Source organism: Streptomyces sp. NBC_00028 (genome assembly GCF_045041065.1).
Lineage (GTDB): Bacteria > Actinomycetota > Actinomycetes > Streptomycetales > Streptomycetaceae > Streptomyces.
In genome coordinates, this window is sequence record NZ_CP108293.1 from 9472694 (window position 1) to 9486878 (window position 14185).

General features: G+C 70.5%; 11 protein-coding genes. 7 read left to right on the plus strand and 4 right to left on the minus strand.

Translation table 11 applies throughout. From position 1 onward, the window contains the following. The first annotated feature begins 94 nt into the window (after positions 1-94). Positions 95-880 (plus strand): SDR family NAD(P)-dependent oxidoreductase, encoded by a 786-nt coding sequence (locus OG885_RS42940; RefSeq protein WP_405742103.1) that lies wholly within the window; start codon positions 95-97, stop codon positions 878-880. 13 nt (positions 881-893) lie between these two features. Here OG885_RS42940 and OG885_RS42945 read toward each other — a convergent pair whose 3' ends face one another. The 4 genes from OG885_RS42945 to OG885_RS42960 form a co-directional block, all read right to left on the minus strand. After that, a complete protein-coding gene (locus OG885_RS42945; protein ID WP_405742105.1) occupies positions 894-1955 on the minus strand; it encodes a rhamnogalacturonan acetylesterase in 1062 nt (353 codons plus the stop codon). A 46-nt stretch (positions 1956-2001) separates the two neighbouring features. Further along, positions 2002-3339, minus strand: a complete 1338-nt coding sequence (locus tag OG885_RS42950; protein ID WP_405742107.1) for a right-handed parallel beta-helix repeat-containing protein — start codon at positions 3337-3339, stop codon at positions 2002-2004. Positions 3340-3415: 76 nt separating this feature from the next. Beyond that, complete coding sequence (locus tag OG885_RS42955; protein ID WP_405742109.1) at positions 3416-4525, minus strand: LacI family DNA-binding transcriptional regulator; 1110 nt, start codon at positions 4523-4525, stop codon at positions 3416-3418. 43 nt (positions 4526-4568) lie between these two features. After that, the gene (locus OG885_RS42960) at positions 4569-7307 is read right to left on the minus strand and encodes a Tat pathway signal sequence domain protein (RefSeq protein ID WP_405742111.1); all 2739 of its coding nucleotides are present in this window, start codon (positions 7305-7307) and stop codon (positions 4569-4571) included. 408 nt (positions 7308-7715) lie between these two features. Between OG885_RS42960 and OG885_RS42965 the strand changes: the two genes are divergently transcribed. From OG885_RS42965 to OG885_RS42990, 6 genes are all read left to right on the plus strand, one after another. Beyond that, positions 7716-8342 (plus strand): SGNH/GDSL hydrolase family protein, encoded by a 627-nt coding sequence (locus OG885_RS42965; RefSeq protein ID WP_405742113.1) that lies wholly within the window; start codon positions 7716-7718, stop codon positions 8340-8342. A 55-nt stretch (positions 8343-8397) separates the two neighbouring features. After that, positions 8398-9375, plus strand: a complete 978-nt coding sequence (locus OG885_RS42970; RefSeq protein WP_405742114.1) for a hydroxyacid dehydrogenase — start codon at positions 8398-8400, stop codon at positions 9373-9375. 235 nt (positions 9376-9610) lie between these two features. Next, positions 9611-10465, plus strand: coding sequence for an ABC transporter permease (locus OG885_RS42975; protein WP_405743147.1), 855 nt, complete (start codon positions 9611-9613; stop codon positions 10463-10465). Continuing rightward, entirely contained in the window at positions 10462-11349 is an 888-nt protein-coding gene (locus OG885_RS42980) for a carbohydrate ABC transporter permease (protein WP_405742116.1), read from the plus strand. Before OG885_RS42975 ends, OG885_RS42980 begins: the two co-directional genes overlap by 4 nt. Positions 11350-11387: 38 nt before the next feature. Then, positions 11388-13037 (plus strand): extracellular solute-binding protein, encoded by a 1650-nt coding sequence (locus OG885_RS42985; protein ID WP_405742118.1) that lies wholly within the window; start codon positions 11388-11390, stop codon positions 13035-13037. 56 nt (positions 13038-13093) lie between these two features. After that, entirely contained in the window at positions 13094-14161 is a 1068-nt protein-coding gene (locus tag OG885_RS42990) for a LacI family DNA-binding transcriptional regulator (protein ID WP_405742120.1), read from the plus strand. The last annotated feature ends 24 nt before the right edge of the window (positions 14162-14185 follow it).

Genomic DNA, 14185 nt, shown 5'->3' on the forward strand with positions numbered 1-14185 from the left:
CCCCTCACCCCCTCCTACCAGCCGCTCTCGCCCGGCCTCTCGACATCCCCGGGCCGGTCGCGAGACCCGACCTCGAACTCGACGGGAGAACCCCATGAACCCCTTGAGCCCCACGAATCCCACCTACGACTTCTCCGGGCAGGTGGCCCTGGTCACCGGCGCGGCCTCCGGCATGGGCCTGGCGGCCGCCCGCGCCTTCGCCGACTCCGGCGCCGCCGTGGTGCTGGCCGACCGCGACCACGACGCCGCCCACAAGGCCGCCGAGGAGATCACCGGCCGCGGCGGCCGGGCGATCGGCGTGGCCTGCGACGTCACCGACGAACAGCAGGTGGAAGCGGCGGTGCGGCGCGCGGTCACCGAGTACGGCCGTCTGGACATGGCCTTCAACAACGCCGGCGTCCAGGCTCCCCCGACCGACGCCGCCGAAGAGAGCGCCGATGTCTTCGACCGGGTCAACGCCGTCAACCTGCGCGGCGTCTGGGCGGCGATGAAGCACGAACTGCGACAGATGCGGGAGCAGGGCAGCGGCACCATCGTCAACTGCTCCTCCCTGGGCGGACTCGTCGGGCTGCCCGAGCGCGCCGCCTACCACGCCTCCAAGCACGGCGTCATCGGCCTGACCCGCAGCGCGGCCGTCGAGTACGCACCCCGAGGCGTCCGCATCAACGCCGTGTGTCCCGGCGTCATCGACACTCCGATGGTCGCCGACATGCTCGAGAACCAGGCTGACGCCATGGCCGCGATCATGAAGGAACAGCCCATCGGGCGGCTGGGACGGGCCGACGAGGTCGCGGCCGCCGTCCTGTGGCTGTGCAGCCCCGGCGCGAGCTTCGTCACGGGAACCGCTCTCCCGGTCGACGGCGGTTTCACCGTCCACTAGGTGGCCCCACCGGTCAGCGCACCTGGCGCGCCGGGACCAGGCCCTGGTCCGCGAGATCGCCGAGGACCAGCCCGGCGAACGGCGTCGCCCCATGGACCGACGTGTGCGTGTTGTCGCCGTTGATGTCGGTCAGGTAGAGATCCTTGGACGCCTCGACACCCAGGCCCTCGACGAGGTCCTTGCTCAGCTGCGTGAGATCCACCAGCGGGACGCCCAACTCGTGGGCGAGGGAGCGCATTTCGTTCGGCAGGTCCGCTGCCATCACATGCAGGGCCACGGAGTTGAGCATGCCGTCCGAGTTGAAACGCCGGCGGACGATGGGGGTCACGAAGACGGGTTGGCCGCCGTGTGCCCGGACCCGTTCGGCCATGGCCGTCAGGTTGGCGCGGTAGACGTCGGCGGTGGTCGTCTTGTCGTTGTGGGCGAGCTGGACGAGGACCAGGTCACCCGCGCGGATCTCCGTCTCCAGTTGGTCGAACAGGAGCGGGTTCGCCAGGAAGGAGACTGTGCTCTCGCCCGAGTCGGCGTGGTTGGCGACCGAGATGCCACGGCGCAGCAGCCGGGGGATCTCCTGGCCCCAGCCGGTGTACGGCTCCAGAGGCTGGTCGCAGACGGTGGAGTCACCGGCGAGCAGGATCTGACGGGCATGCGGGGCAGGGGTGACGTGGAGGCCCGCGAGCAGCGGGGCGGAGCCTTCGAAGCGCAGGTCGAGGCCGGGGCTGCCGACCTCGCCGGTCGGTTCGCCCTCCACGGCACGGACATCGACCGTGAAGCTGCGGTAGGCCCGGTCGCCGGCCGCGGTGGTGGTCTCGCCGAGTACCGCGCGGCGCTGCTCCGCGCTGATGGAGGTGCTGCCCGCCGTGTCGCCGCCGAGCAGCGCGGAGACGTCGTAGGTGCCCGGCGGGACGTCGAAGTGGCAGACGATGGGCGCGGTGCCCGTGCAGTGGGACGCCAGGGACGATCGGTGGAGTCCGTGGGCGGAGGCGGGCTGGGCCGTGACGGTGGTGAGTGCGGTGAGGGCGGTCAGCAGCGCGAGGCCGCCGGCGGTCTTGCGGGCAGGGCGGAGCGAACCCATGGTGAGTGTCCTTCCGGAGGGGGTGTGGGTCTGGTGCCGTGTCGGGTCAGCGGGCCTCGAAGGCGCCCAGGTCCGGCGCCGCGCCGCGGTAGGGCAGGCCGACGTCGGTGCCCTGGTCGACGAGGGTGCTGGACCCCGAGAGACGGAAGGCGGGCAGGACGGGCAGGCTGCCGTCGGCGTCGCGGGGGGCGTCCCAGCCGGACGTGGACACGCTCTTGAACTGGCTGTCGGACACCGTGACGTTCAGCTCCCAGGTGTTGTGGGAGGAGTCCGTCCCCGCTGTGTTCGCGGTGAGCGTGCCCCCGTAGGCGATGTTGTTGCGCAGGACGCCCAGGCCGGTGCTCGTGCCGTCGGGGGCGACGCCGAGCATGTTGAAGTCGGGGTGATTGGCGTAACTGGTGTTGTTGAAGTAGTCGTTGGCGACGGTGTGGTGGTTGGCGTAGATGCCGGACGCCCGGTTGGCGAAGGCGACCGCGTTGCGGACGGTGTGCTTGGCGCCGCCTTCGACGTAACCGCCGCCGTAGCCACCGGCTTTGAAGCCGACGCCGTTTCCCGCGGCTGTGCTGGTCTCCGGTAGGTAACCGTTGCGCCAGGACCAGGAGTTGTCGATGGTGACGGACGAGAACGCGCGGATCAGGTCGAAGCCGTCGTCGGAGTTCCACCAGGCCCGGCAGCCCCGGAACACGTTGCCGGCGTTGCCCGCCGGGATGTGGGCGCCGAAGCCGTCGGCGTTCTCGCCCGCGCCGCCGGAGCTGTGGGCGTCGTAGTTGTCGTGGGAGTCGGAGTTCAGGACGAGGTTGCCGCCGCCGTTCTGGATGAACAGGCCCGGCCCCATGTTGTCGTACAGATCGAGCAGTTCGAAGGTGTTGTGGCTGCCGGAGATCCAGAGGCCCCAGGACTCGTGGTTGAGTTCGTTGTTCTGTGGGACGCCCTTCACCTCCAGTCCTTTGAGGTGCAGGTGGTCGCCCGTGACGTCGAAGCCCTTGATACGGCAGTCGTCGCGCATGCCGGTGAAGTCGAAGACGGGGGTCTCGCCCGGGTAGGCCCAGTAGCGGATGGGGGCCGCCGCCGTGCCGCTCCTGCTCAGGGTGATCGCGTCGACCCGCGCTGTCCGGCTCGCGCAGGCGCTGTTGGCCCGGGTGTAGGCGTAGGTGCCGCCGCGGAAGTACACCGTGTCGCCCGGCTGCACGACACTCTGTGCGTGGGCCATGCTCGCCCAGGGGGCCGACTTCGACCCGGAGGCGCTGTCACTGCCGGTAGGAGAGACGTAGTAGACCTGAGCCGTCGCGCCGCGCGCCGAGGGTGGGACGACGACGCAGGCGGCAGCGGACACGACGGCGGCGGCTGCGAAGGTGCGGGGCGGGGTGATCCATGTGCTTCTCATGCGCCTGTGTGTCACATCTACTCCTTTGTAGACGGGTGGGGGTGGGGGGAACGGGGCAGGTCAGGGCCGCACGGATTCAGGTGGTCGGGCGGGCGCCGCAGGAGGCTCGGATCACGAGTGACGGCTGGAGATGGACCTGCCGCACGGGTGGCGGGGTGGTCCCGTGCGCGGCGTGTTCCAGACGGTCCAGCAGCAGGCCTGCCGCCTGGCTGCCGACCGCGTGCTTGGGTGGCGCGACCGCGGTGAGGGGTACGTCCGCGAGTGCGGCGATCTCGTCGTCGTAGGCGATCAGGGCGAGGTCGTCCGGAGCGCGCAGACCGCGGGACGCCATACGGCTCAGCAGTTCGATGGCGTCGTGGTCGGAGTGCACCAGCGCGGCCCGGACACCCGTGTCGCGGCAGGCGTCGAGGAAACTGTCGTAGTGCGGCGCCGACTCGGCCGCACCCTGTGCCGGCCGTCCGCTGTCCACCACCGGCACCCCGGGGGTGAGCCCGAGGTGCCGCACCGCGGCGGAGTGTCCCTGGCGCAACAGGGCCGCGGTGGGGCTGCCGTTGGTGAACAGGGCCACCCGGTCGTGGCCCAGCTCGGCGAGGTGCCGGATCGCCGCGTAGACGCCCTGGCGGTGATCGGTGACAGCGAACTCGCAGGGCAGGAACGGGTTGGGCGGTCTGCGTTCGATCAGGGTGAACGGCAGGCCCGTGGCCGCGAGGCGGGCATACGTGTCGGAGGCGAGCCCGTGGCCGTGCGGGGAGGCGATCAGCAGCCCCGAAGCGCCCGAGCGGTGCAGTTCGTCGATGCGCTGGGCGTCGTGTTCGTGGGCGTAGCCGCTGAGGCCGATGACGACCCGGGCGCCGCGTCGGGCGGCCTCCGCCTGCACGCCGTCGATCACCCGGGGGTAGTAGTAGGTGGCCGACGGCACGATCAGGCCGAGGACATGGGTCTGCGCGTGCAGTGTCGCAGGGGGCCGGGACGAGGGGCGCGGGCCGCCGACGGTGGTGTCGGCCGGCAGGGCGCCTCCTCGGACGCGGACGACGAGCCCTTGGCGCTCCAGGTCGATGAGGTCCCGACGCACCGTCGCCCGGGACACGCGCAGCAGCGCGGCGAGATCGGTCACCTTGCGTGCGCCGCACGTCTCGAGCGCGGTGACGAGCTGCTTGCGCCGGGAGGCGACGAGTACGTCGGGCATGGCTCCTCCGTCCGTGGCCGGGACCGTGGGTGCGGGGGTGTGGCTAGCCGATCGCGTCACCCACCAGGGCCAGGCACTGGATCGCCGCCAGGCCGTACTGCGCGCTGGCGTTGGTGGACAGCGGGGCCTCGTCGACGGGGTTGAGCACGTCGGGCCCCTCGTAGTGCTTGGTGGCGAAGGAGAGGCTGTCGGGGTAGCCGGCCGCGCCCTTGCGCAGCTCGGTCACGGCCCGCGCGGCGAGAGCGCTGTCGTCGAGCTGCTTCGCCGCGTAGGCGGTGGCGCGCGAGTAGGCCTGGCCGAGGTTGAGGCTGCCCCAGCTGGAGCCGGTGGTGGCGATCTGGTCGGCCTTGGTGCCGTTGTAGAGGCGGCAGAACTCGACCCACTTGGCCTTGACCTCCGGAAGGTCCACCAGGTCGATCAGTTCGGTCATCACCTCGACGAGGCCGAACACACTGCTCAGCGCGCCGACGGAGACGGACTTCTCGGTGGGTCCTGTGTACGTGCCGTCGGCGAGGTTGTAGCGGATGTCGCCGCCCTGCGCCCAGCCGTTGGGCAGGGCCGCGATGGTGGTGGCGCTGTTGATCAGTTTGGTCTTCGCGATCGGGTCGCCGCCTCGCTCCCACTCCGCGAGCCACGCCATCGCCAGCGCCCCCCAGTCGGTGGTGGTGCTGATGCCCAGCGCCGCCGGGTCGGGTTCGTAGGCTCCCTCGCGGATCTTGCGGCCGGGGTCCAGGACCAGGAAGGTCCGATCGGAGTCGACGAGGTCGTGCAGGATGTCGCCGATGCGTTCGTCGGCGGTGAGGAAGTAGTGGAAGCGCCGATACGCGGCGTTGCTGATGCGGACCTGCTTGGCGCTGTCGCCCCAGTGCATGACGCCGTGCCGGGTGCCGAGTCCGGCGTACTTGCCGAGGTGGTAGACGTCGACCTCGCTGGTGTGCCTACTCATCGCCTCGACGAAGCGGAACGCGGTGGCGTCGCCGGTGCGCAGGTAGTGGTACCACAGCCACGTGTCCGTGGACAGCTCGGAGTTGTCCCAGGCGTAGCCGCCGATGTCGTAGCACCAGGTGTGCCGGGTGCCGTCGTAGGTGTGCATGATGTCGCCGAAGTCCCAGAAGCCGTACCAGGAGCGCTGGTCGACCTGCTCGCGGTGATACGTGTGCATCTGCTGGAGGCGGTCCTCGATGGTCTTCCTGGCGGTCGTCGAGCGGTCGACCGGGCTCCAGGAGCCGAACACGCCCGCGGAGTGGAGGTGTTGGGGGCTGCTGACGATCAGGGGCGGGGTGGCGTTGGCGGCGGCGAGCTCGGAGAACCGCTCCGCGGTGGGTGTGGCGTCCAGGGCCCAGAACGTCAGCTCCGTGGTGCGGGCGACGCCGTAGGGGCTGCCGAAGCCGGGCTCGTAGTCCTCGTAGGTGATCTCCAGGGCGTCCAGCTGCTTGTCGTAGGTGTCCTCGCCCATGCCGTCGTGGTAGAAGCGCAGGTCCATCGCCCCGGCGCGGGGCGACCACATCCAGACCGTGGCGGTGGCGGTGTCGCTCGCCGCGCCGGTGATCTCCAGCTCGGTGGGGTGCAGTTGCCAGAAGTTGCGCATGCCGAAAGCGAGTCCGCCGGTGGGGGAGCCGACGTAGGCCAGGCCCGCGGCGCGCTTGCCGCCGTCGGACCGGATCCAGGAGTGGCCCGCCTTGGTCCGCTTGCGGATCTCGAAGCCGTGCGCGTTGAGCTGGGAGAGGCGGTAGTCGCCCCAGGCGGGGATCCACTGGAGCCGGCTGGTGACCCGGGTGTCCCAGGTCGAGGCGTCCGGGGTTGCCTTGCCCTGGTACTGGGCGGTGCGTACGGCCGCGCCGGGGTCGCGGCGCAGGCCGGTGATGCCCTGGACCGCCTCGGCGAGGACGCCCTTTCCGTCACCGGCGAAGCGGACGTGCCGGTTGTGGAGCTCGCCGCGCATCGGGACGGAGAAGCGCACCGCGAGCCCGTCGATGAAGTCCTTGTGCTCGTTGCCGTCGAAGACGAAGGTGTGCACGACGCGGATGGCGTCCGACCCGGCGTAGAGGTAGAAGCGGACGGTGAACGGCAGCCAGGAGCGCAGGCCCTTGCGATGCTTGCCCTCGACCCGGACGACGGCGCGGACGGGACCCTCCTGCTCGACGTGCACGGCCTTCACGGTGCTGGTGAACGTCTCGGATCTGACGGTGCTGGACTCGCCGGGCGCGCTGTCCTGCCGGGAGGCGATGAGCCGGCCGGAGGTGGCGATCTCGGTGCCTGCGCGCTTGATGGACTTGATCAGGTCGTTGCCGGATTTTCCGAAGGTGACCTGGACGACGCCGGTGTCGACGACGACCGTGCCGCTGTCGCTGGTGACGCGTACCGGCTTCTCGGGGGCCTCGGGGCTGCCCGCCTCCAGCCGGTAGGTCTCCCCGCGGGGCGCCGAGTCGGCGACGGCGTGGGCCGTCCACTTCACCGAACCGTCCGGCCACCAGCCGGTCGGCCATGTCTGCACGGGCACTTGGGTGCCGGAGCCGCTGGTCAGGGAGAAGGGCTGGTCCGTGGCGAAGGCTCCGCGCGGCCAGGGCACGCCCCAGGTGGTGCCGGCGGCGAGCTCCGCGGGGGTGCCGCCCTCCAGCCAGCGCAGGGTCACCGGGTCATGGCCGGTGAGGACGGCGGTCTGGGCCCCGTCGCCGGCCGTCGCGGGTGCGGCGTGTGCCGTTCCCGACTGCGAGGCCAGCAGGACGGTGGCACCGCTCGCCGCGGCCGAGGCGAGGAGGGTGCGTCGACTGAGGTGAACCACGGTGTGCGACTCCTTGAGGGCAGGGGTGAGAGGGCGTGCCAGGACCGTGTCGCTTAAAACGTTTTCAGTGCATACACGCGGGGGTGGCGAAGCTACGAGAGGTAATACGGGGGAAGGCCTTGCGGGCCATGGGTGGAATCGTTTGCGGCTCGATCCGACTCCGGCCGGCTGACGGTGGACATGCTTACACCAGTTGGATCGGATGAACCAGACCTGACGCCGAGGTTCACAGCCGGTGCGCGGCGAACCGGGGCGAACGGCGTACTGGGAGGGGTCGGTTGCAGCAAAGTGAAGCAAGAGGAACGAATGCTGGCCCTTTCCCCATGTCGCCTGTTCAATCTGTGCAGGGCCCGCAGGTTCCGTTTCTCCATGTGCCCTCTCCCCGCAACCTCCTGTCAGGGAAGACCCATGCCATTCGACGTTTCCCCGTCCGCCCGGCTGTTGTTCCAGGGCGACAGCATCACCGCCGCCGGCCGCGATCCCGCCGACGGTCTGAGCCTGGGGCACGGCTATGTCGCCGCCGTGGCACGGCACTTCGCCGCCTCGGGCGCGACGCCGGACATCCTCAACCGCGGCATCAGCGGCCATCGCACCGCGGACCTGCGCATTCGTTGGGAACGCGACGCCGTCGACCTCAAACCGGACGTGCTGTCCGTGATGATCGGCATCAACGACACCTGGCGGCGCTACGACGCCCAGGACCCCACATCGACGGCCGACTACGCCCGTGACTACCGCGAACTGCTGCTCCCGTTCCAGGGAACCGGCACCCGGCTGGTGCTGATGGAGCCGTTCCTGATTCCCGTACAGCGCGAGCAGTGGGCCTGGCGTCAGGATCTCGATCCGCGCATCCACGTGGTCCGGCGCCTCGCCGCCGAGTTCGACGCGGCCCTGCTGGCGGCGGACGGGCTGCTGAACCAGGCGGCGCGGGAGGCCGGGGACCCCACGCTGATCAGCGAGGACGGGGTGCATCTCAACTCGCGCGGGCACGAGGTGCTGGCCGCTGCCTGGACCGGTCTGGTCCGCGTTGGCTAGCGCCGCGCGCCCGCCGGCCGCGACTTCCGGCGCCCCGCGTCCGCGCGCCGCGGTGGTGCTCTCGCGGACTCTGCGGGACGAGGTCTTCGGCCCGGCCGCATGGGCGGAACTGACCGACCTCGTCGACCTGGTGGCCGACTGCTCCCACGGCGCCGACCTGGCCGTACACCCGCGGCGCGGCGATGTCGAAGTCCTCGTCACCTCCTGGGGCGCTCCTCCGCTGACCGCCAAGTTCCTCACCGAACTGCCGGGGCTGCGCACCATGTTGCACGCGGCCGGGTCCGTGCGCCGCATCGTCACTGACGCGGTCTGGGAGCGTGGGATCACCGTGGTGTCGGCGGCCGACGCCAACAACGAGCCGGTCGCCGAGTACGTGTACGCCCAGACCGTCCTCGCGCTGAAGGACGTGCACCGACGTTCCCGGCGGATCGTCGCCGACCGGGCACTGCCCCCGCTGGAGGGCGTGCCCGGCATCCGTGAACAGACCGTCGGGCTGGTCTCGTTCGGCTCCGTGGCCCGCAAGACCGCGCAACGGCTGCACCGGCTCGACGCCCGGATCCTGGCCTGGGACCCGTACCTGGACGACGACACGTTCCGGGCACAGGGCGTGACCAGGGTGGCCGAGCTGTCCGAACTGGCCGCGAGATCACGGGTGTTGAGCGTCCATACGCCGCTCATCGCGGGCCGCACGGAGAACCTCGTCGGGGGAGACCTGCTGCGGCTGCTGCCCCCGTGGGCGACCCTCATCAACACCGCGCGCGGAGCCGTGATCGACGAGGCGGCCCTGCTCCGGGTCCTCGCCGAACGGCCCGACCTGTTCGCCGTGTTGGACGTCACCCGAGACGAGCCCCCGGATTCGGACTCGGCCCTCTACGCCCTGCCGAACGTCCTGCTCACTGGGCATGTCGCCGGGACGGTGGGCACCGAACGACGGGCCATGGGGCGCCTCGTCGTCGACGAACTCCGGCGCCTGGCCGCGGGGTTGGCGCCGCTGCACGCCGTGCCGGCGGCCTCCGCCCATCTGCGGGCCTAGCTTCGGGCGCGGGCCCGGCTTCAGATCGACGCATCTCGTCCCAAGCATTGACCCGTCTCTGAAAACGTTTTAACTTCCCTTCACTCCCTACCTCCCCGAAGGAGGCTCCGTGGCAGCGTTGCTGCGTGAGCGCCCTGCCAAACCGACGGATAAACGCTCATTCCGTCGCCCGGCAGGCGCCAAGACCGAGCGAATACGTTTTCGCGACCGCCGGAACGTGGCACTGTTCTGGCTGATGGTGCCCGGCCTGGCCTACTTCCTGCTCTTCCACTACGGCGCGCTGGTCGGCAACGTCATCGCGTTCAAGGAGTACATCCCCTTCGAGGGGCTGTGGGGCAGCCCCTGGACGGGCGTCGGCAACTTCCAGCGCATGCTGGAGGACAAGGCGTTCTGGGACGCGGTGTTCAACACCGTCTGGATCGCCCTGCTCCAGCTCGTGTTCTACTTCCCCGTGCCGCTGGCCCTGGCGCTGCTGCTGCACAGCCTGACCTGGAGCAGCGTCCGCCGCTTCGTGCAGTCCGTCGCCTATCTGCCCCACTTCATCTCGTGGGTCATCGTCGTCGCCCTGTTCCAGCAGGTCCTCGGCGACACCGGGATGCTCAACAGCTATCTCGGCGCCGCTGGGCTGCACAGCGCGGACATCATCGGCAACCCGGACGCGTTCAAGCCGCTCGTCGTCGCCCAGGTCATCTGGAAGGACGCCGGCTGGGGCACGATCATCTTCCTCGCCGCGCTCTCCCAGGTCGACGAGCAGCAGTACGAGGCCGCCGCGATCGACGGGGCGGGCCCCTGGCGCCGCTTCTGGCACGTCACCCTGCCCGCCATCCGCCCGGTCGTCATCCTGCTGCTGATCATGCGGCTCGGAGACATACTCTCGGTGGGCTTCGAGCAGATGCTGCTGCAACGTGACGCCGTCGGCCCGCAGGCCGCGGAGATCATCGACACCTTCGTCTACTACCAAGGCATCGTCGGCGGCGACTACGGATACGCCGCCGCGGCAGGCCTGTTCAAGGGCGTCATCGGCGCCGTTCTCGTCTACGCGGCGAACAAGGTCGCGCACCGCCTCGGCGAGCAGGGGGTCTACAAGTGAGTGCCACTGTCCGGCCCGGCTGGATGGAGAAGCCGAAGCCGCTGACCCAGGCCGCGAAGGTGCTGGCGCTGCTCACCGTCGTGCTCCTGGTGTGCGTGCCCTTCCTCGTCATCGTCTCCACCTCCCTCGCCTCGCAGAGGGAGGTCGTCGCAGGCGGCGGCTGGGTGCTGTGGCCGACGGAGCCCACCCTGCAGGCCTACCGGGACATCCTCGACGGCGGCATCGTCACCCACGCCCTCGGCGTCAGCGCCGGCGTCACCCTCGTCGGCACCCTGCTCAGCCTCGCCTGCACCGTCACCCTCGCCTACGCGCTCGCCCGCCCCGGCGTGTTCGGCGGCCGGCCCGCGCTGCTGCTGATCCTGTTCACGTTCCTCTTCCCGCCCGGCATGATCCCCAACTTCCTGCTGGTCAAGGAGCTGGGGCTGCTGGACAGTTACGCCTCGCTGATCTTCCCGGTGCTGATCAACGTCTTCAACCTGGTGGTCCTGCGCGGCTTCTTCCAGGGCATCCCCGAGGAGCTGTACGAGGCCGCCCGCCTCGACGGGGCCGGGGACCTGCGGGTGCTGTGGACCGTCGTGCTGCCCCTGTCGAAGGCGGCCCTCGCCGTCGTGGGACTCTTCTACGCGGTGGCGTACTGGAACTCCTGGTTCTACGCCTCCCTGTACCTGGAGAGCGACCACTGGCCCCTCCAGCAGGTGCTGCGCACCTACGTCATCTCCGGCGTCAGCATGACCGACACCACCCTCGGCGACGGGGCGGTCAACGCCCCCCAGACCATCCAGATGGCCGTCCTGGTGATCGCCACCGTACCGATCCTGCTGGTCTACCCCTTCCTCCAGAAGTACTTCACCAAGGGCGTGCTCACGGGCGCCATCAAGAGCTGAGCCCCTTTCACGAGCCGCACAACGAAAGGCACTTCGCCATGTCCCATGTCTCCCGGCGCACCGTCCTGCGCTCCGCCGCCATGGCCGGCGCCGCCCTGTCCGTGCCCGGTCTGCTCACCGCCTGCTCCACCGACTCCGGCGGCGAGGGCGTGTCCAACACCGGCAAGGAGCTCGCCCCGTGGCCCACGTACAAGCCCGCCGCCGCGGCCAAGCCGGACCTCGCCGCCACCGCCGAGGGCGTGCAGCCCGGCTACACCTCCTACCCGGCCTCCCTCACCAGCTCCGTCGCCCGCACCCCCGGCGACGGCTCCACCATCAAGGTCATGTCGGTCAGCTTCGGCACCCCGCCCAAGGCGGAGTCGCAGAACCAGTACTGGAAGGCGGTCGAGAAGGCCCTCGGCGTCAAGATCGAGTACACGGTCGTCCCGCAGACCGACTACCAGAAGAAGATGGCCACCGTGATGGCCGGAGACCCCGACTCACTGCCCGACATCATCAACATGTTCGCCGGCTACACCCTGCCCCGCGAAGCCCAGTTCGTGCAGAAGCTCGGCGAGGACCTCACCGTGCACCTGTCCGGCGACGCGGTCGCCGACTACCCCAACCTCGCCAACCTCCCCACCCACGCCTGGCACGACATGGGCCGCATCGGCGGCCGCATCTACGGCATCCCCCTGGAACGCCCCGTCCCCGGCTCCACCCTGTACCTGAACCGGGCCATGTTCGCCGGCGCCGGCATGAGGGAGGGCTGGACCTCCGAGGACTTCGCCGCCGTGGCGAAGAAGGCCACCTCGGGCAAGAAGTACGCGCTGGGCGCGGCGACCGGCTCCATGTTCGGCAACGCCGTGCACAACGCCGCCCACAACGCCCCCAACGGCTGGTCCGTCGACTCCCAGGGCACCTTCCGTGCCGCGTGCACCGACGAACGCTGGAAGGCGGCCGTCGCCTTCCAGGCCCAGCTGCGCAAGAACGGCTCCTACCACCCCGACGCCACCTCCCTGTCCACCCCCGACCTCCAGACCCTGTTCCTCAACGGCACGGTCGGCTCCCTCCAGAACGGCTTCGGCGCCTACACCACCCTGTTCTCCGACGCCGAAGGTCTGATCACGCCGGCGCTCGCGCTGCCGTACAGCGTCGACGGCACCCCCGGCGGCGTCGTCGGGGCCCGACGCTCCTTCGGCTACACCATCCTCAAGAAGGCCAAGAAGGAACGCGTCCAGCTCCTGCTGCGCGTCCTCGACTACCTCGCGGCCCCCTTCGGCACCAAGGAGTACGAACTCCTCCACTACGGCGTGGAGGGCGTCCACTTCACCCGCGGCAAGGACGGCTCCCCGCAGGCCACCAAGCTGGGCGAGGTGGAGAACATCACCAACCTGCCCTTCCGCTACCTCGCCGAAGGCCCCCAGGTGCTGTTCGTGCCCGGCATGCCCGACGTGGTGCGATCCCTTCACGCCTGGCAGCGGAAGGTCGTGCCGGCCGCCATCCGCAACCCCGCCTTCGGCCTCCAGTCACCGACCAACACCGCCCAGGGCGCCACGCTCGACGCGCTGCTCAACGACACGGTCACGGCGGTCGTCGCCGGCCGCTCCCCGCTGTCCGAACTCGACTCCGTGGTCAAGAACTGGCGCTCGCGCGGAGGCGACAAGATGGCGGAGGAATACGCCGCGGAGTACGCCCAGAACGTCTGACCGGCGCGGGCGCACTGCACCGACGTATCGCTCTCGTGCGAAGAAAGGCGGACCTGATGGGACGCGTCACGATCCGGGAGGTGGCCGAGCGGGCCGGCGTGTCCGTGGCCACGGTCTCGCGGGTGCTCACCGGCAACTACCCGGTACCGCACACCACCCGGGCCAAAGTCCTGCGGGCCGCCCGCGCGCTCGACTACGTCGCCAACCCGCACGCCCGCGCCCTGGTCGGGGCCGGCCGCAAGACGGTCGCCGTCGTCCTGCGGGGAGTGACCAGCCCGTTCTACGCCCATGTCGCCGAGGGCGTCGAGGCGGAGGCGTCGGCCAACGGCTGGCTCTGCATGGTCGGCACCACCGGCGGCGACCCCCAGCGGGAACTGGACTTCGTGCAACTCATGCGGGAGGAGGGCACCCGGGTGGTGATCCTGGTGGGCGGCGTCGTGGAGGACGACGCCTACCGGCAGCGCATCGCCCGCTACGCCCACGCCCTCGACTCGGCCGGGGCCCGCCTCGTACTGTGCGGGCGCCCCTCCCCGGACCCCGAACTCCCGGTGCAGGTCGTGATGTTCGACAACGAGGCCGGAGCCCATGCCATCACCGGCCATCTGCTGTCCGCCGGGCACCGGCGCATCGTCTTCCTCGGCGGCCTGCCCGGCAACACCGCCCTGGACGCCCGGGTCCGCGGCTACCGCGCCGCTCTCGCCGAACACGGACTGCCCCCCGAGGCGGGTCATGTCGTCGACTGCGGACTGGGCCGCGCCGCCGGGCGGCGCGCGATGGCCGAACTCCTCGGACAGCGACGGGACTTCACCGCCGTCTTCGCCGGCGACGACATGGTCGCCGCCGGAGCGCTGCGCGCCGTCGCCGAGGCCGGGCTGCGCGTGCCCAACGACATCTCCGTCGTCGGACACGACGACATCCCCCTCGCCGAGGACTTCAACCCGCCCCTGACCACTGTCCGTACCCCCGCCGAGGAACTCGGGCGCGCCAGCATGCGCCTGGCGCTGCGCGACCCCGAGGACACCGACGGCGCCCCGCTCGTCCTGGGCTCCCACATCGTCGTACGCGACAGCGTGGCCGCACCGCCACGCCATGCCGACGACCGGCCGTCCGTGGGCGCCCGCTGAATCAAGGAACAGCCCTCGCCCGCA